This is a genomic window from Parasphingomonas caseinilytica (genome assembly GCF_036663755.1).
Lineage (GTDB): Bacteria > Pseudomonadota > Alphaproteobacteria > Sphingomonadales > Sphingomonadaceae > Sphingomonas.
On sequence record NZ_JAXOJL010000005.1, the window covers coordinates 266,558 to 285,132 of the forward strand.

The window sequence follows — 18,575 nt, forward strand, 5'->3', positions numbered from 1 at the left end:
GGCATCAAATCGGTAATCAAATCGGTAATCAATCGAGCGAACAGGAACGAACAATTGCGAACAGCCGCGAACCACCCCTTCCGATAAAGTGGCTGATTTACTTGGGTTTTTGCTGGAAAAAGTGGTGTCCCCGGCGAGATTCGAACACGCGGCCTACGGTTTAGGAAACCGTCGCTCTATCCGGCTGAGCTACGGGGACACTGTCGCCGCTGGTAAGGGGTGCGCGAAAGCCGGTCAATTGGTGCGTGAACGAACGCCGGGCAGGAACCACGGGCCGGCGAACAGCCCGAACAGGAACCCGCCGAGATGTGCCTCCCACGCCAGCCCGCCCGATTGGCCGAGCAGCAGCGCGGGGATCGCCAGCAGTACGAACAGCCAGGCATTCGCCTTGATCAGATCGAACAGGATCGCCTTGGTCCGGGCGGATCGGATCGGCATCAGCGCCTCGCCCTCCACCGGCAACCGGATCAGCAGCCCGAGCAACCCGTAGATCGCGCCCGACGCGCCGAGCATCGGCACCACGCCGTGTGGGTGAATCGCGAGAAACAGCGCCATCCCCGCCAGCCCACTCGCCAGGAACACCGCCAGAAAGCGTAGCCAGCCAAGCGGCGGATCGCCCATCCGCGCGACCAATGGCCCGCCCAGCACGAACAGCGCCACGCCATTCATCGCGATATGCGCCGCGCCGCCATGCGCGAACATGTGCAGCGGCACCGTCCACCACCGCCCCTCGGCCAGCGCAGCGCCGGAGACGCCCCATGCGCCCATGCCGCCCGTCCGGATATGCGCGAGCCACAGCAACGTCATGATCGCGACCAGCACCGCACCCGGCACCCGCGCATGCCACGGCACATCCCAGGAGATATCGATGCCCGGCCGCTCTTCAAAATCCTCGGCGCCGGGCCGATAGCTATCGGCCATCGGTCAGTTAAGCGCTTCGGGTGGCACGATCGGCACCAGCAAAGGCGCGATCGACACGCCGTCCTCGACCAGCGCCTTGGCCTCGGCGATCGTCGACTGGCCGTGGATCGGGGCGTGGTCCTCCTCGCCGGAATGCATCGCCCGCGCACGATCGGCAAAGGCGCGGCCGACCCATTCGGATTTCTCCAGCGCCTTCGATTGTGCCGCCGCCAGCGATTGCAGCGCCGCCTTCATCACCTCTGGCGAGATCGGCGCATCCGGCATCGTGCGCTGAGTAGCGGGGACGGCCGGCTTGCTATTGCCCTTGGCCGCGACGTTCGGCGCCATCACCGCCTTCGCCACCGCGCTGTCACCGCACAGCGGACAGGCGACCAGCCCCCGCGCGCGCTGATCCTCGAACGCCGTGCTCGATCCGAACCACGCCTCGAACACATGATCGTGCGCGCATTTGAGATCGAAGACGATCATGCGCCCATCTTGCCCACAAACGTCACGTCCGGGATCGCGCGGCGATGCGCGATCACCGGAATGCGCGACCGTACATCGGCGACGCGCGCCGGATCGATCTCGGCGAACCCCACGCCCGCATCCTCGCCCATGTCGAGCATCACCTGCCCCCACGGATCGATCACCAGCGAATGCCCGAAGGTCGCGCGGCCATCCTCATGCACCCCGGTCTGCGCCGCCGCGATCACCCACGCCCCGGCCTCGATCGCCCGCGCGCGCAGCAGAATGTGCCAATGCGCCACGCCGGTCGGCCGGGTGAACGCTGCCGGCACCGCCAGCACGCTCGCCCCGGCATTGCTCAGCGCGCGATACAGATCGGCAAAGCGCAGATCGTAACAGACAGACAGCCCCAGCGCCCCAATCGGCGTCTCGACCACGCTCGCCGTCTCGCCACCGACATAAGCGGCGGACTCGCGCCAGCTTTCGCCGGTCGGCAGATCGACATCGAACAGGTGGATCTTGTCATACCGCGCCCGGATCGCACCACGATCGTCGATCACGAACCCGCGATTGGCGAACTTCCCATCCGGCCGCCGCACCGCCAGCGATCCGAAATGGACCCAAAGCTTATGCTCGGCCGCGGCTGTCTGCACTGCCGCCAGCACCGCATCCGCCTCTTCGGCCACGATCTTCGGCCCGCCGCGCGCGCGATCGCGATCGAGCAGGCCGGACATTTCAGGCGTGAACAGCATCGCAGCGCCACCACCGGCGGCTTCCGTGATCGCATCGGTCAGCACGCGTGCATTGGCGGCGGGATCGATCCCGCTCGTCATCTGCAGCACGGCGGCCTTCATACGCCCAGCAGCGCGTCCAGCTTGCCCTCGCGCTCCAGCGCGGCGAGATCGTCCGATCCGCCGACATGCTGTCCGTCGATGAAGACCTGCGGCACCGTGGTCCCGCCATTCGCGCGATCGAGCATCTCGGCGCGCTTCGGCCCGCCCATCGTTATGTCGAATTCCTCGACCTCCACGTTCTTGCCCGACAACAGCTTCATCGCCCGCGCGCAATACGGGCAGAAGGCTTTGGTATAGATTTCGACTTTGGCCATAAGACAGAAATGTGGTCGCGAAGGGCCGTTGTCAATCGGTGCGCGTCTCATCCAGCACCCGCGCCCAGCACAGGATCGTCACGCTGACCGCCCCGGCGCGCAGCAGCACGCGCGTACAGCCGTCGCTCGTCGCCCCGCTGGTGTGCACGTCGTCGATCAGCACCACCGCCTTGCCGCGCACCCGCTCCGCGCCATCGATACGGAACGCGCCAGCCACCGCCCGCGCCCGGCCCTTCGCGCCCAGCCCGCGCAGCGGCGGCGTCGCCTTCACCCGTCGCAATAGGTTCAGGTCAGACGGCACCCCACTCGCCGCCGACAGCCGTTCCGCGATCAACGCCGCCTGATTGAACCCGCGCGACCAGATGCGCCAGCGATGCAGCGGCACCGGCACGAGCAATCCCGCGTCCTCCGGCATCAACCGCAGCATCGCTCGCGCCACCGTTTCGGCAAAGCCGGTCTTCCCGCCATATTTCAGCCGCAACGCCACCGTGCGCGCGACATCGCCATACGCCACCGCCGCCCGCACCCCGGCATGGCGTGGCGGATCGGCCAGGCACTCGCCGCACAGCGCCCCCTCCCCCCGGTCATAGTCGAACGGCACATGGCACCCCGCGCACCAGGGCGGCCCAAGAAAGCGCAATTGCCCGAAACAGTCCGCGCAGAACCGATGATCCTCGCCCATCACCGCGCCGCATCCCGGGCAGCGCGGCGGCAGCGCCAGCCCGGCGATATAATGCAACGGTTTCAGCAGCGGCGACACGGCACCTTGTCGCCGCGCCCCGCGCGAGGCACAAGCCCGCCCGTGACCGCCCCGGAAATCTTCGATCGCACCCTGCGCCGCCTCCGCCGCGACCGCGCCGCGCCGGGCTATGCCGATTTCTCGTTCCTGCGCGACGCGATGCTCGACGGCATCGCCGAGCGGCTCTCGAGCGTGACGCGCGGGTTCGATGATGTGCTGGACCTCGGCTGCTTCGACGGCGCGTTCGCCGCCCCGCCGGGTGCCAGGATCACTCGCACCGATCCCGGCGCGCTCTTCGCCAGGGCCAGCGGCGGCGTGCAAGCCGACGAGGATCGCCCGACCTTCCCCGACGGCAGCTTCGACCTGATCGTCTCCGCCGGCACGCTCGACACCGTCAGCGACCTGCCCGGCGCACTAACGCTCGCTCGCCGCGCCTTGCGTCCCGACGGCCTGTTCCTTGCCGCCTTCACCGGAGGCAACACGCTATCGACCCTACGCTCCACCCTGCGCGATGCCGAACACGACAACCCTGCCGCGCGCATCCACCCGCAAGTCGATGTCCGCGCCGCCGGCGACCTGCTGATGCGCGCCGGCTTCGCGCTGCCGGTGGCGGACGTGGACACGCTGAACGTGCGCTACGGCGATATCTGGAACCTGTTCCGCGACCTGCGCGGCATGGCGGCGACCAACCTGCTCCCCGGCACGCCACCCCTCGCCCGCACGACGCTGGCCCGCGCCGCCCAGGCTTTCGCCGACCGCGCCGATCCGGACGGCCGCACGACCGAGCGCTTCGATATCGTGTTCCTCACCGGCTGGGCACCCGCGCCCACACAACCCCAACCCGCGCGCCGTGGCAGCGCCACCGCCTCGCTCACCGATGCGCTGAAGCGGCGGGATTGAACGGCCGCATTTCTACTTCAACCGCTTCCCCGGCGAAGGCCGGGGCCCAGTCGCGGAACATAAATTAGCGAGCGCTGCGCAAAGTAATATAGACCTTCGCGACTGGGCCCCGGCCTACCCCGGGGAAGCGATAATGATGAAGGGGCCGTGAGCGCCTAACCGATCATCCCGTCGCCGGCCGCCTTGGCCAGCATGCGCCCCATCGCGTCGAACAACGCATCCATCGCCACCGGCTTGAACAGCACCTCGTCCGCGCCCTGTGAAATGCACCGTTCGCGCAGGTCGACCGCGGTGTCGGCGGTGACGACGATGATCGGCAATCCGGCCTTGGCGTCGCTCCGCGCACGGATGTGGCGGATCGCGGTGATGCCATCCATGCCCGGCATGCGCAGGTCGATCAGCACGATCGCATAATCGTTCTGCTCGATCAGTTGCAGTCCGACTTCGGCGCTTTCCGCACCGGTCATCGTGGCACCGGCCACGTCGAGCATATCGCCGACTACTCGGCGATTCATCGGATCATCCTCGATGAAGAGGACGTTCATGGGCGTGCGGCCTGGATCGGCATATTGTGCGACATCTTCTGCACCCTATCGCTTCATGCCGCGCGCGAAACAAGCGGCTGGGTGATAACCCCGTCAGAAACGTACAATTTTTCGATCAACGCCGCGCCGGCAATGGGCTTGGCGATCACCTGTCCTATACCCGTAGCACACAGTGCGCCATGATCCGAATCGTCCGGCGCCGCCCAGAGCAAACTGGTCGCCGCATTCACCGCGATGGCCGCCGTGGCGATCGCCGACAGCGCGGCGTCGCGGTCCGGCGCGGCCCTGATCGTCGCGTCGTCTATTAGGACTTGAGCCACCTGACCGCTGTGTAATTTCTCCACCGCTTCCTCGGCCGAAGCGGCGAAAATCACCGTTCCCGCGCGCGTTTCGACCATGGCGCGCAGCATGCTGCGCGTGATCGGGCTGCGATCGACGATCAGCAGCGCTTTCTCGGGCGACACCTCGGCCACCTCTTCCGGCGCCGTCGCCAGCGTCAGCGGCAGATCGATGATGAACGACGATCCCACGCCGATCTCGCTTTCCACCCGCACATCGCCATCCATCGCCCGCGCGAGATTGCGGCAGATCGCGAGACCCAGACCCGTGCCGCCGAATCGCCGCGTCGTGCCGGCATCGACCTGACGGAAGGATTCGAAGATCAGTTCGTATTTGTCGGCCGGAATACCGATCCCGCTGTCGATCACGGTGATCCGCAACCGCTCGCCGACGGCCGCCGCGCGCAAGGTGACCGCACCGGCCTCGGTGAATTTCAGCGCGTTGGACAGCAGGTTGAACACGATCTGCCGCAGCCGCGCCGCATCGCCCGCGATCCAGGCCGGGCTCTGGTCGAGATCGAGCAGGAAGCCGATGCCCTTGCCCGCCGCCTGTTCCTGCCACAGCCGCGCGACGTCGTTCAGCGTCGCTTTCAGGTCGAGCGGCACATGCTCGATCGTCAGATTGCCCGTCTCCATCTTGGCGACGTCCAGAATGTCGTCGACCAGCGCCCGCATCGTCACGCCGGCGCTGTGCACCACGCCGATCCGGTCGCGGATCTGATCGGTCAGCGCGCGATCGGCCAGCATTACCTGCGTCATGCCGAGGATACCGTTCAGCGGCGTGCGGATCTCGTGGCTGGTGGTGGCGAGGAACTCGGTCTTCGCCGCCAGCGCCTTGCCCAGCGCGCTGTTCGTCGCCGCCAGATCGATATTGGCGGCGCGCACCTGATTGCGGCTGCGGCGCAGGGTGACGATGCCGAACGTCAGCAAACCGACGATCATCACCGCGATCGCCGACAGGCCCAGCGCGATGTTCTGCCGCGTCTTCGCCTGCGCGCGCTCGAAATCGATGTTGCGCTGGAGTTCGTCCGCCTTCAGCTTGGCGATACGCAATTCCTGATTGGCGAAATCGAACCGGGCCGAGGCCAGGGAGGTGTTGGCGGAAGCGGCGAGCTTCCAGGTACGGTCGTCGAGGCGCTTGAGCGCTTCGAGATGCACCAGCGCCTCGGTGCCGTTATGCAGCGCGCGATAGATCTGAAATGCTGTTTCGTGGGGTTCCCGGTAACTGATCGTGGTGTTTTGCAGATCGACGCCGGCAAAGCTGCGCTCGATCATCGGCAGTGCCCTTGCCGGATGGCCGCGCAGCAATTCGGCCTTCGCCGCAATGTCCCACATCTGCGTGGACAGCGGCCCGTTGCGGATATCTCGCGCCTCGGCAAAGCCCTTCGCGATCGTCTTGTCGGCGAGATCGAGGCGTCCAGCGGCCAGTTCGCTGCGCGCCAGATTGCGCAGGATCGGGAGTTCGAGCGCTGGACTCTGTTTTTTCTGGGCAAGCTTGAGCGCTTCGCCGAAGGCGACATTTGCCTGATCGTATCGTCCCAGTTCCTTGAACGCGATGCCGCGATTATTATAGATCGACAGGCTGAGCTGCGGATCGCCGCGATAGACCTCCAACGCCTGCTGATAATATTTCAGCGCCTTTTCGTAATCCATCGAGTCCTGGTAGAGACCTGCGATGCTAAGCAGCGCGATCGCGCGGCTGCGCGTTTCACCGGCATCGCGGAAGATATCGTGCGCGCCCTGATAGTCCGACAGAGCCGCAGCCACGTCCGCCTTCGCGGTATGATAGCCGCCACGCGACAGCAGGATGTCTCCGTTCAGCTTCGTCGCCCGCCCATTGTGCGAGACGGCAGCCAAAGCGCGATCGATCATCGGACCGGCCTCGGCGACTCGATCGAGGCGGAGATACGCCTCGCCTTGCAGCCATTGTGCTGTTGCTATGGCCACCGTCTTCTGGCCACGAGGAAACGTCTGCGCGAAAGCCTCGGCCTGCTTGGCTTTGGCGATGGTCCGCACCGGATCGCTCATCATCTGCGCCTTGGCATCGGCGATCATGACGTCGAACTGCGTTCCAGCCTGTGCGGTGGTTTGCGGCACCTGCGCGTCCGCACGCGGCGGTACGATCGCGGCGGCCAGGGCCAGGATCAGCACCGCATGGTGCAGCAATGCGCTTGGGCGAAATCCCGTCATCGCATCGGATATGGTTTAGAAGTCTTAAATCCGCACTAATGCGCAGCAGGACGCGGGATCAGGCGCTCTTCCAGAAGCTCGCCGGGCGGCTGAACAAAGATCCGCCATGTTGGTCCGACGCTTTCAACTTGTCGTCGCGCAGATATTGGCAAAACGCATCGAACGAGATCGGGCGGCTGATCAGATAGCCCTGCACCATGTCGCAACCCATCACGGTCAGCAACGCCATCGCCGCCTGGGTCTCGACACCCTCGGCGGTGACTTCCATCTCCAGCGCGTGGGCCAGATCGATCGTCGATCGTACGATCAGCGGATCGCGGTTGCTGCTGGTCAATTGCAGCACGAACATCTTGTCGATCTTCAGTTCGCGCGCCGGCAATTGCTTGAGATAGGCGAGTGACGAAAGCCCAGCGCCATAATCGTCGATCGCGATCACGATGCCGACATCGGCGAATTGCTGAAGGTGGTGGATCGCGATTTCCGGATCGCGGATCACCGCCGTTTCGGTAATCTCGAAACCGATCTTGGCACCGCCGTTCGTCACCATCGCGCAGGCGGTCTGGACGAATTCGCGATCGGCGAGCAATTGCCCGGAAATATTGATGAAGATCGTCAGGTCGTAACCTTCGCCCGCCAGCACCTTCTGGTCCGCGATCACCTGATCGAGCGTCCACAGGGTCAGCGGTCCGATCTCGCCGATTTCTTCGGCCAATGTGATGAAATCGCCCGGCAGCACCAGCCCGCGCGTCGGATGCTGCCAGCGCACCAGCGCTTCGGCGCTGGAAATCTCCTGCCGGCGCACATGCACCTTGGGCTGGTATTGCAGGAACATCTCACGATTGGCGAGCGCGGGGCCGAGTTCGCGCGACAGCGTCAGCCGGTCGAAGGCCGGCGTTCCGGCCGAGAGGTCGCGCACCACGGTGCGCTGATCGACCCGCGCCTGCTCCATCGCCGCCTCGGCCTCCTCGGCCAGCCGGACATCCTCGGTATTGCCGACCGGTGCGGCGGCGGCGGCGAACAGCATCTTCAACTGATGCGCCTCGCCCTCCAGATCGAACGGCGCACCAAACTCGTCGTTGAGCAACACCAGTGCCGCATCGAGATCGTCGATCGTATCGCCCTCGAAAGTCAGTTCCAGCAACGATCGGCCGACTATCGTGACCCGCGCGCTCGGCAAAACCTCGGCGATGCGTCCGCTGACATCGACCACCAACTGGTCGGCCCGCGAACACCCCAGGTGACGACGCAGCGCGGCGAAATTCAGGATGTCGGCCATGCATAGAAACTGCCACGCCCGTATAACCGGCCAGGGCAGATGCTCATGCTTCGACGAGAGCACGACCGGCGTCATATCGGCCTGCGCACCCACGTCGCCGAGCGCGTTCGAGCCGATCAGCCGCGTAGTCCGCGGGGGTCCGTTATCCGGACCAACTGTTCTTGAAACGCGGGCCATCGCGACGTCGCTACCCCGCCACCCCTGAAGGAACCCTTAAACCGACCCTGAACGGGACAGCGAACCGGCCTGCATCCGATTGCTTCAAGGTTAAAAATGCATTAAGAATTGTCGGCACTCGACTGGGTGTAACAAGGGAGAAAACCATGCTGAAGTTTCTGCTTTCGCTCATCTACGGCGATCAAATTCGCCCCTGGTAAACCAGGCAGTCGATCCGGCGCACGACAAAATCCTTCTATATTAGAAGCGTTTGACGCGGCGTCGGATCGATAATTTCTTCAGTTACAATTTGTCGTACCATTGCCGACCGACGCTTTCCGTAGCGTCGGGGTTGGCCTTGTGGTCCCGATTCGGGACGGCTTCGAGAGAAGCGTCCGAAGTGACTATTTTTCTCATAAAACTTTTACGGATGCCCCGGCTTGGCGCGCCGTATGCCGGCATACGGGGTCGATCGATCCGGTCGTGGACAGCATCGGACCCTAAAGCTGAGCCTCGATCAGCCGCGCCATGAACGTCGCGCCGCGCTCCAGTTGCGCGACCTCCAGATATTCGTCCGCCTGATGCGCCTGCTCGATCGAGCCCGGCCCGCAGATCACCACCGAAAACCCGCCGCCCTGAAACTGCCCCGCCTCCGAGGCATAGGACACGACGCGCGCCGGGCCGTTATCCCCGGTCAACCGCCGCACCAGCAGTTCCGCCGCACCGCCCGGCTCCGGCGCAAAGCTCGGCGTCTGCGATCGTCGCACCACCTCCACGCCCGCGCCCTCGAACAACGCCCCGATCCGCGCACCCTCCGCCTCGCACACCGCAATGAACGGCGCGACGATCGCATCCGGGTCCATCCCCGGCAGCACGCGCAGGTCGAAGATGAAGGTGCATTCCCGCGCCAAAATGTTCACCGCCGTGCCGCCGTTCACCTGCCCTATCGTCAGCGTCGCATGCCGCGGGCAAAACGCCGAATGCGCATCGGTCTTCAGTTCCAGCGCATCCGCCAGATCGGCCAGCCGCGCCATCAGCCGCACCGCGACCATGTTCGCCGACACGCCGAGATGCGTCAGGCTCGAATGCGCCTCATGCCCGCGCACCGTCACGCGCCAGGTCGAGATGCCTTTATGACCGCTCACCACCTCCATATTGGTCGGTTCGCCCACCACCACGGCGGCGGGCGGCGGCAGATCGCGGACGAGTTCACGGATCATGCTCGGGGCGCCCAGGCACCCGACCTCTTCGTCATACGAAAAGGCCAGATGCACCGGCCGCGCGCCCTTCACGAATTCCGGCGCACCCGCCAGTGCCAGCGCCAAGAACGCCTTCATGTCGCACGTACCGCGCCCGAACAGCCGCTCGCCCCGGCGCGTCAGGGTGAACGGATCGCTCGTCCAGGGCTGGCCATCGACCGGCACGACATCGGTATGCCCGGACAGCACCACGCCACCCGCAAGGTTCGGCCCAAGTGTCGCATAAAGATTGGCCTTCGACCGATCCTCATTGAACACCCGCGTCGCGCCCACGCCGAGCGGCGCCAGCACGCCCTCGACATACTCGATCAGCCGAAGGTTCGAATCCCGTGAGGTCGTATCGAACGCGATCAGCCGCTCGAGATGGCCGAGCGCGCTGGTGGTTAGGTCATCCGGCGTCATGCCGGCGACCCTAAACCCCTATCTCTCAAGCGTCGACCGTCTCGCGCGATGCGACGCGCTTCGGCACGGGGTTCGAAAATTCCATTTCCGTATCGACCGATCCGTATTTCAAAGTCACCAGATCCTTGGCGTAATTCTGGTACAATTTCCACGGCTTGCGGTCGCCCTGCTTGGGGAATTTCTCCATCGCCCGCGTGACGTAACCGGACGAGAAATCGAGGAACGGCTCGGGCTGCAAATCCTCGCCCGCGATCCGCGGCGTCGCCTGGCGCAATCCACGCTTCGTCATCGTGTTGAGCAACCGGCAGACATAGGCGCAGGTCAAATCCGCCTTCAGCGTCCAGGAGGCATTGGTGTAGCCGAACGACGACGCCAGATTGGGCACGCCCGAATACATCATGCCCTTGTAATTGTACGTCTTAGCCAGATCGACCGGCGCGCCGTCCACATCGAACGCCACGTCGCTCAGCAATTGCAGCTCCAGCCCGGTCGCCGTGACGACCACGTCGGCCGCAATCTCCTTGCCGCTTTCCAGCGCGATCCCGCCGGGCGTGAAGCGCGCGATCCGGTCGGTCACGACCTCAGCCGAGCCGGCCTTGAGCGCATCGAACAGATCGGCATCCGGCACGAGGCACAGGCGCTGGTCCCAGGGATTGTAGCGCGGCGTGAAATGCGTGGCGATGTCGTAATCCGGCCCGAGATGCTCCCGCACCATGCCGATGATCCGTTCCTTCACCTTCTCCGGCCGCCGCCGCGCCAGGCGGAAGAAGAACATGCCCCACAGCACGTTCTTCCACCGCGTGATGCCATAAGCGAGCTTTGCCGGCAGCCTGGCGCGCAGCCAGTTGGCGATCCCGTCCTCGCTCGGTCGCGACACGACATAGGTGGGCGAGCGCTGCAGCATCGTGACGTGCGCGGCGGTCTTCGCCATCTCCGGCACCAACGTCACCGCCGTCGCCCCGCTACCGATCACCACGACATTCTTGCCGCTATAATCCATGTCGCTTGGCCAATGCTGCGGATGGACGATCCGCCCGGCGAAATCCGCGGCGCCCGGAAAGTCCGGCGTGTGGCCCTTGGCGTAATTGTAATAGCCCGAGCACATGAAGAGGAAATTGCAGGTATAGTGCACCGGCCCGTCCGGCCCCTCGACATTCACCGTCCAGCGCGCGTCCGCGGTCGACCAGGACGCCGTCTTCACATGGCTGCGATACCGGATATGCCGGTCGATCCCATGCTCGCGCGCCGTCTCCTGCAGATACCGCAGGATCGAAGGGCCATCGGCGATCGCCTTGGCCTGAGTCCACGGCTTGAACGAATAGCCCAAAGTATACATGTCCGAATCAGACCGGATGCCGGGATAGCGGAACAGATCCCACGTGCCGCCAAGCTGTGGACGCCCTTCGAGAATCACATAGGATCGATCCGGCGACAGCGTCTGCAGGTGATACCCCGCACCGATCCCCGATATGCCGGCCCCGACCACGACCACATCGAAATGCTCAAGCGCCATATGCTCTCTCCTGCATACCCGATATTCCATTTATCGGTTGCAGAAAAGGACTTGGTTGAGCGTATCGACCGAAGCCGCCATCTCATCCGTCATCCCGGACTTGATCCGGGATCCAACGGGCGGCATGCGAGACGCCTAATTACCGGTGCTGCCCAAGCGGCTTATTGGATCCCGGATCAAGTCCGGGATGACGGGCGAACTTTTAAAAATCCTTCGAATAGCGCACGCTGGCGCTCGATCCACCGAACGACCCGGCCTGCGACAACACGCTCAGGCTCTTGGTCAGCGCGATCTGCAACTGCGTTGCCGTGAACCCACGCGAGTCGGTGATGATTTCGACATAGATGTTGTTGGTCAGATACTTGCCCGCCGCCAGCGACGTGCCCCGCCCGGTCGCCTCGTCCGCGCCGAGGATGCGCAACCGGTCGAACCCGGTCGCCGAGCGCAGCTTGCCCAGCGGATTGAGCCCGCCTCCGCCCGAACCGCGCAGCGAATTCAGCGCCGCGGCCAACTGGATCGCCTCCGTCGCCGAAAGGTTCGTCACCGACGATCCGAACAGCAACCGGCTCAGCACCTCGTCCTGCGGCAGCGACGGTGTCGAGGTGAAGGCGATGTTCGGCTTCTGCCCGCTGCCGCTCACATTGATGTTCACGGTCACGCCATTGGTCGTCGTGCTCGCGGTCAACGCGATCTGCGGGTCGGTCAGCGGACCACCGTCGAAGCGGATGTCGCCGGACGTGATCTCGAAGCGCTTGCCGGAGAAGGAATAGGTGCCACGCACCACCTGCAGGCGCCCGACCACCTGCGGCGCGGCGGACGTGCCGCCGATCCGCATGTCCATCTTCCATTCGGATTCCAGCCCCATGCCGCTGACGAACAACTGGTTGTCCGCCCGCACGCGCAGATCAAGCTTGAACAGCCCTGTGGGAGCTGCCGCCGGCCGGTCGGTCGGCCGAGTCACGAGATCGCTCTTGCGCCGCACGCCGGTCAGTTCCGCCACCTCGGCCTGCCCCTGAGTCACGATCTCGTAACGTGCTTCCGGAATGATCAGGTCGCCCTTGATCAGCCCGCCATCGCGCGCATTGTTGCTGATCGCGATCGTGCCCGTCGCCGTCGCACCCAGCGCATCACTGCGCGCGAGCCGGGCATTGTTCAACTTGGCCTGGATATCGATCGGGAAGCCCTCGGCCGAGGAGAAGCCGACCGAACCCTGCGCCTGCACCGTGCCGTCACCCGCCGTCGCCTGCAATTGCGTGATTTGGAGGCGCGTATTGTCGAACCGCCCGGCCAGCTTCATGTTCGACAGCCGCGTGCCGTACACTTCGTTCTCGTAAGTCAGCTTGTCGGCGCGGATCACGCCGTTCAACGTCGGCGCATCCGCCCGTCCGCCGAAATCGGCCGCTACGGCGATACCGCCGGTAAGCTGTTGTCGCGCCTGCCCGGCCAGACTGAACAGCACGCCCGCCGGCCCGTTATAACGAATACCGCCAGACAGCGGCCCGCTCATCAACCGGCTCGTCCACGAACCGCCACTGCCCGGCTGCACCGTCGCCACCATCCGCCCGACGGTGGTCGGCCCACGCTTGACCAACGCACGCGCATCCGCCCCGCCCGAGGCCAGCCGCCCGGCGAATTCGATATTCACCGGCTCCGACACCGCCGCCAGACTGGACCGCGTGAAATTGCTGATCGTCATCCGAGCATCGGCCGTCGGGAACGCCGCCGCACTGGCTTGCGCGAACTCCAGGCTGCCGGTCGCCGTGCCGCCCAGCCCGAGGTTCGGGACCAAGGCATTGGCCACCGAAAGATCGAGCTTGTCGAGCCGCGCCTGCAACGTCGTACCCTTGCCGTAGCTGCCCGCGATCCGCGCCGATCCCTGATCGAAATCGATCCGTGTCGGCAACAGGCGATAGGCCGCGCCCTCGATCTGGATCCGCGCCGGCGTACCGGTCTTGAAGCCGATCCCGTTCGCCCGGCCCTGTGCCGCGACCAGCCACAATTTCGGGCTGAGCCGGGAATTGACCGCGATGTTGAACGGCACGCCGTTGGAACCCGTCGCCACCGCCTGCGCCGTGCCGGAACCACCGGTATAATCCACCTTGGCGCGTGCTGATGAGATCACCGTCGGGCCATAGCGCAGGTCCGCGACCTGCACGTCGGCCTTCACCGCCGGCTTGTCGTACAGCACGACATTGGCGGCGATGATCGCGCGGCCGATCGTGAAATCCACGCTACCCGGAATCTTCGCAGCATAAGCCCGCGCGGCGATGTCGGCGCGCTGATACTTGCCCTGCGCGCCGAGATTGGCCGCACCGGTGATCCCCGATCCGGCGAACTGGATTCGTCCGGCGAAGGGCCCGGCGGGCAGTTGCTGCACCTTGCCGCTGAAATTAACGCCCGCGAATTTCGCCGCACGGATGTCCACCGCCAGCACCGGGCTCGGCCGCAAGATCACATCGGCGGAGAACGGCCCATAGGTCGTGCCCCCGGTCGCGACGACGGCATAGGAATTGCCATTGCCACGCACCCGCGCTTCGAGATTGACCAGCCCGACGCCCACGCCCGGGCGCGGCGCCCGCAACAGCACCACTGGTTGCGTCGCACTGCCCGTCACCCGCGCCGTCAGCGGCCCGTATTGCGTCGAATACGCATCGGCATTCACCAGCAACGCGCCGGTCGGATCGTAGCGACCGGAGCCGTTCGTCACCCGGAATTGCGGCGCATTCAGCCGCAAATTGCGGAACGTGATGATGCCGTTCGGATCATAGCCGATATCGGTGCGCACGATCGCGTTACCGCCGAGGAAGCTCGCCACGCCCGAATTGAAGATTTGCGACGTCCGCGCCACCACGCGCCCGGTGATCCCGAACCCGCCCTGCGGTGCCGTCACCAGCTTCGCATCGGTCTGGATGTTCAGGATGCCGATGCTTTCGACGCGGAAATTGTTCACCCGCCCGTTCAGTCCGCCGGTATAGCGCCCGGTCTGCATGTTCGCGGCTATGATCGCGGTCGCATCGATCCGCTTCGATTTGATGCGCAGATTGTCGGACAGGATGTTGACGCCCGAAATCGCGAAATCGCCCTCGATCGCCACATTGTCGAGCAGATCGCCCGCCGCCGCCGCCAGCCCGGCGATGCGCCGCGCCCGCGCCTTGATCGGCACCAGGATATGGTTCGCATCCACCTTGGCCAGGCCCGAGGCATAGACATCGTCCACCCGAGTCTCGCCGAAACCGATGCTCTTCGCCTGCACGACGTAATTCACCGTCGGCGTCGCGAACGCGCCGTCCAGCACCAAACTCGCCGCCACATCGCGACCGTTGAGATTGGGCAGGATCGCGCCCGGCGTCAGCAATTTCGCATCGACCTTCAACTGCCCGAACCGGCTCGTCGCCAGATCGATCAGCCCCTGCCCCGCCACGGCCAGCGCGTCCGACTTTAACTGGAACTTGGTATCCACCTTGCGCTGGTCGAGCTTGGCATCGATCGACAGATCGACCTGCGGCGCGGTGATCGCCGCCAGCGGATTGGTCGCGTCCGGTGTCTGGTTCCGCCCCGCGCGCACCTGCGCCACGCCCTCGGCCGGCGTGTCGGCATACAGCGCCGGATGCGCATTGCCGCGCACCTTGAACGTGCCGTCATTCGCCGCGAGATCGAGATTGGCGAACGATTTGCCGCCCAACGTCGCAACCGCCTTGCCAGCCCAAGCTTTCCACGATCCCTTGCCCGAAACCGTCGCGTCGAGCGCCTGTTTCAACCCGCCCATCGTCGCGACGACACCCGCCGCCGGTGCGGTTAGTTTCGCATCCAAATCGAGCTTGTCCTGGTCCGGCACTGCATCCAGCTTCAGCGTCAGCCGGTCGCCGCCGGCGATGCCCGGCCCGACCAGCGCCATCGCGTTCGCGGTCAATTGCGCGCGCGCGTCGGCAATGTGCACACCGCTGTCGAAGCGCACGATATGCGCCTGCCCGGTCACCGCCTTCATCATCACGAAGCGATCGACCGTCAGCGTGCCGATATCGATGTCGAGATCGGGCAGATACGGCGCATTCGGGTCGCTCGGCACCACCTTCAGTTCGGGCGAGCGTGCCAGCGTGATCAGCTTCGCACCGGCCGATCGCACATCGACATGGTTCTTCAGGAAGGCGAACGGCCGCCAGTCGACATCGAGCCGTGGCGAGGTCAGGAACACGCCCTTCGGGTCGCTCACCCGCACGTCGGTCAGCACCATCTTGCCATAGATCGAACCGTCGATCCGCCCGACCTTGATGTTCAGCCCCGATGCCGTCTCATACCCGCCGATATAATTGGCGATGATCCGCCGCCCAGGCGACGTGTTGACGCCCAGCACCAGCACCACCGCCAGCACCAGCACGCCCAGGATCGCGATGCCGATCCATTTGAGGATGCTCAGCCACACCGGGCGCTTGCCCGCCGCGACGGTTTCGGAAACCTGCTCGTCGGCCATCAGAATGCTTGCCCGATCGAGATGTAGAGCGCGACCTTGCCGTCGCCCGGCCGGGGGTTGAGCGGCGTCGCAACGTCCACCCGCATCGGCCCGAAATTGGTGTAGAACCGCCCGCCGATGCCCGCGCCGTAGCGCAGGTCGCCGCCCTTCGGGTACACCGTCTCATACGCATTGCCCGCGTCGAAGAACGGCACGATCCCGAAATTGCCGAAGCGATAGCGCGCCTCAATCGAGAATTCGTTGAGCGAACGCCCGCCGACCGGATTGCCCTGCGGATCGAACGGCCCGAGCCGCTGATAGCCATAGCCGCGCACCGAACCGCCACCGCCGCCATAATAACGCCGCGACGGTGCCAGATCGTCACGCGCGATGCCCGGGATCGTCCCCGCGCGCACCCGCCCGGCCACGACGAGGCTCGGCGTCACCGGCTGATAGATGCTGCCCTCGATCAGCACGCGCGCATAAGGCCGCACCCCGCCGCTCACCGACGTCTCCGGGCTGAGGCTCAGCTTCAGGCGATAGCCCTTGGTCGGGTTCAGCAGACTGTCCGACGTATCGAACAGCAACTGCCCCGGCAGCGCGACGATGCCGTAGGTCTTGCGCGTGCGATCCCCGACCGAGAAGTTATACACGCTCTCGTTCGTGCCGGTCAGTTCGAAGCCGTACGCATAGGTGAATTTCTTCTGCCAGATCGGCGTCGAATCGTAACTGATCCGCCCGGACAAGGTGCCGGTAAATGCGTTGAAGGCGTCGTAATTCGAATGGTTGGCCGACGCGGTCAGCGTCACGGTGCGGTCGCGCTTGCCTGCATTCATCCGCCGGAACGTGCCGGACAGGCCCTGTTCCTGCGTACCCGCGATCACCGATCCGATCAGCGCGCCCTCGGGCGGGAATATGTTGCGGTGCGTGAACGACGCTTCCAGCTTGATCCCCTCGCCGGTCGAATAACCGGCGGTCGCGGCGAGCGAGCGCGGCGGCCCGGCCTCCTGCCGCACCAGCAGATCGACCTTCTCGGTCCCGTCCGGCCCGACCTGCCCGGTGCGCTGCGGCTCGACCGATACGGTCGAGAACAGGCCCGTCGCGACCAGCGCCTGGCGCAGATCGTCGACCTTGCGATTGTCGTACAATTCGCCGTCCTTGAACCGGGCGAGCACGCCGACATGTTTGGCATCGAACGCCAGCTTGCCCTCGGTCGAATAGGTGCCGAACGAAGATCGCGGCCCGGTATCGACCGGCAGCGTGTAATCCCCGGTCCACTTCGCATCGTCGAGCAGGATATCGCGCTGCCCGACCTTGATGAACGGATAGCCCTGTTGCGGCAGCTTCAGCGCCAGATTGGCCTCAGCCCCCTGAATGCGATCCGCCTCGATCAGGTCGCCGACCTTCAACGGCAATTCCTGGCGCAGCAGGTCCGGCGGCACCACCGCCCCCGCATCGATCGTCACCGACGACAGGCTGTAGACTTTGCCCGGCGTCGCGCTGACGATCGCCTTTACCGGCTTGCCGCTCTTCGCCGGCGGCTGTTCGATCGTGGAGATCGCCGTGCCGTCATAGAAGCCCTTCGACTTCATCAGCCGCACCGCGAGCGCCTCGTCCTCCTTGGCGCGCGCGGAAATCATCGCCGCATTCGCCGCCTTCCCGCCGCCATCCTTCAGCGCGGACAAGGAATTGAACTGGCCGGTGAGATCGAGCGCATCCAGCCCGCGCACTTCGGTATCGTACCGGATGACGACGGTCTTCTCGTCGCCGACATCGGCCACCTCGATCGGCGGCGTGGTGTCGTACGATCCGAGCGCCGGCAGGGGCGCGGTCAATTCCGGCGTTTCGGCCGCAACCGGTGTCAGCGCGGTTTCGGCCGGCACCGCCTGACCGGCGATCGGCGGCCTGCCTGCGGGAATTGCAGGCATCGCCTCCAGCGGCGCGTTGATGTCATTGGACAGTGCAGGCAGCGCGGAATCGAATTCCGGATCGGTGACGATCGGCTTGTCCGCATTGGGATCGAGAGGCTGGCCCTGAACCGGCTCCGGGGCGGGCGGCGGCACCTGTTGCGCGGGGGCAAGCCCCGCCAAAGCCAACACCACCCAACTCGACGTAAACCAAAGACCAGTCAAAACGCGCTTTTCCCCTTGGGAGAGCGGCTGGACCACCGTCTATCCCCCCCTCCCTCGCCTAACGCACGAGGATCGTGATTGTTCCTCGCCTTTCCCACCTACCTGCTCCCCTCCCTGGAAGGGAGGGGCTGGGGGTGGGTCGGTATGGGGCGGGGGCAGCGCTCCCTCGGTAGCGACCCACCCCCGCCCCCTCCCTTCCAGG

General features: G+C 65.2%; 13 protein-coding genes and 1 tRNA gene. 1 reads left to right on the forward strand and 13 read right to left on the reverse strand.

What is annotated here, in order from left to right; all coding sequences use genetic code 11:
- Positions 1 to 122 precede the first annotated feature (122 nt).
- The 6 genes from U1738_RS12945 to U1738_RS12970 all read right to left on the reverse strand — a co-directional run bounded on the left by U1738_RS12945 (position 123) and on the right by U1738_RS12970 (position 3,236).
- Positions 123 to 199: transfer RNA gene (locus U1738_RS12945), tRNA-Arg, on the reverse strand.
- Positions 200 to 234: 35 nt separating this feature from the next.
- Positions 235 to 921 (reverse strand): rhomboid family intramembrane serine protease, encoded by a 687-nt coding sequence (locus U1738_RS12950; RefSeq protein ID WP_332789454.1) that lies wholly within the window; start codon positions 919 to 921, stop codon positions 235 to 237.
- A gap of 3 nt (positions 922 to 924) precedes the next feature.
- Positions 925 to 1,389: a DUF1178 family protein gene (locus tag U1738_RS12955; protein WP_332789455.1), complete on the reverse strand. Its 465-nt coding sequence runs from the start codon at positions 1,387 to 1,389 to the stop codon at positions 925 to 927.
- Positions 1,386 to 2,222, reverse strand: a complete 837-nt coding sequence (locus tag U1738_RS12960) for a carbon-nitrogen hydrolase family protein (protein WP_332789456.1) — start codon at positions 2,220 to 2,222, stop codon at positions 1,386 to 1,388. Before U1738_RS12960 ends, U1738_RS12955 begins: the two co-directional genes overlap by 4 nt.
- Positions 2,219 to 2,476 (reverse strand): glutaredoxin 3, encoded by a 258-nt coding sequence (gene grxC / locus U1738_RS12965; protein WP_332789457.1) that lies wholly within the window; start codon positions 2,474 to 2,476, stop codon positions 2,219 to 2,221. The genes U1738_RS12960 and grxC overlap by 4 nt, the downstream gene beginning before the upstream one ends.
- A 31-nt stretch (positions 2,477 to 2,507) precedes the next feature.
- Positions 2,508 to 3,236: a ComF family protein gene (locus U1738_RS12970; protein ID WP_332789458.1), complete on the reverse strand. Its 729-nt coding sequence runs from the start codon at positions 3,234 to 3,236 to the stop codon at positions 2,508 to 2,510.
- A gap of 42 nt (positions 3,237 to 3,278) precedes the next feature.
- Between U1738_RS12970 and U1738_RS12975 the strand changes: the two genes are divergently transcribed.
- Positions 3,279 to 4,115 carry a methyltransferase domain-containing protein gene (locus U1738_RS12975; RefSeq protein WP_332789459.1) on the forward strand — a complete coding sequence of 279 codons (837 nt, stop codon included), beginning with the start codon at positions 3,279 to 3,281 and terminating at the stop codon, positions 4,113 to 4,115.
- Positions 4,116 to 4,270: 155 nt separating this feature from the next.
- Here U1738_RS12975 and U1738_RS12980 read toward each other — a convergent pair whose 3' ends face one another.
- From U1738_RS12980 to U1738_RS13010, 7 genes are all read right to left on the reverse strand, one after another.
- Positions 4,271 to 4,660, reverse strand: coding sequence for a response regulator (locus U1738_RS12980; RefSeq protein ID WP_332789460.1), 390 nt, complete (start codon positions 4,658 to 4,660; stop codon positions 4,271 to 4,273).
- Positions 4,661 to 4,713: 53 nt separating this feature from the next.
- Positions 4,714 to 7,188, reverse strand: a complete 2,475-nt coding sequence (locus U1738_RS12985; protein WP_332789461.1) for an ATP-binding protein — start codon at positions 7,186 to 7,188, stop codon at positions 4,714 to 4,716.
- A 58-nt stretch (positions 7,189 to 7,246) separates the two neighbouring features.
- A complete protein-coding gene (locus U1738_RS12990) occupies positions 7,247 to 8,464 on the reverse strand; it encodes an EAL domain-containing protein (protein ID WP_332789462.1) in 1,218 nt (405 codons plus the stop codon).
- 656 nt (positions 8,465 to 9,120) lie between these two features.
- A complete protein-coding gene (gene argE, locus U1738_RS12995) occupies positions 9,121 to 10,281 on the reverse strand; it encodes an acetylornithine deacetylase (RefSeq protein ID WP_332789463.1) in 1,161 nt (386 codons plus the stop codon).
- Positions 10,282 to 10,306: 25 nt separating this feature from the next.
- Positions 10,307 to 11,794, reverse strand: a complete 1,488-nt coding sequence (locus tag U1738_RS13000; protein WP_332789464.1) for a flavin-containing monooxygenase — start codon at positions 11,792 to 11,794, stop codon at positions 10,307 to 10,309.
- A 202-nt stretch (positions 11,795 to 11,996) separates the two neighbouring features.
- A complete protein-coding gene (locus U1738_RS13005) occupies positions 11,997 to 16,262 on the reverse strand; it encodes a translocation/assembly module TamB domain-containing protein (RefSeq protein WP_332789465.1) in 4,266 nt (1,421 codons plus the stop codon).
- Positions 16,262 to 18,373, reverse strand: a complete 2,112-nt coding sequence (locus tag U1738_RS13010) for an autotransporter assembly complex protein TamA (RefSeq protein ID WP_443027016.1) — start codon at positions 18,371 to 18,373, stop codon at positions 16,262 to 16,264. The genes U1738_RS13005 and U1738_RS13010 overlap by 1 nt, the downstream gene beginning before the upstream one ends.
- Between the last annotated feature and the right edge of the window lie 202 nt (positions 18,374 to 18,575).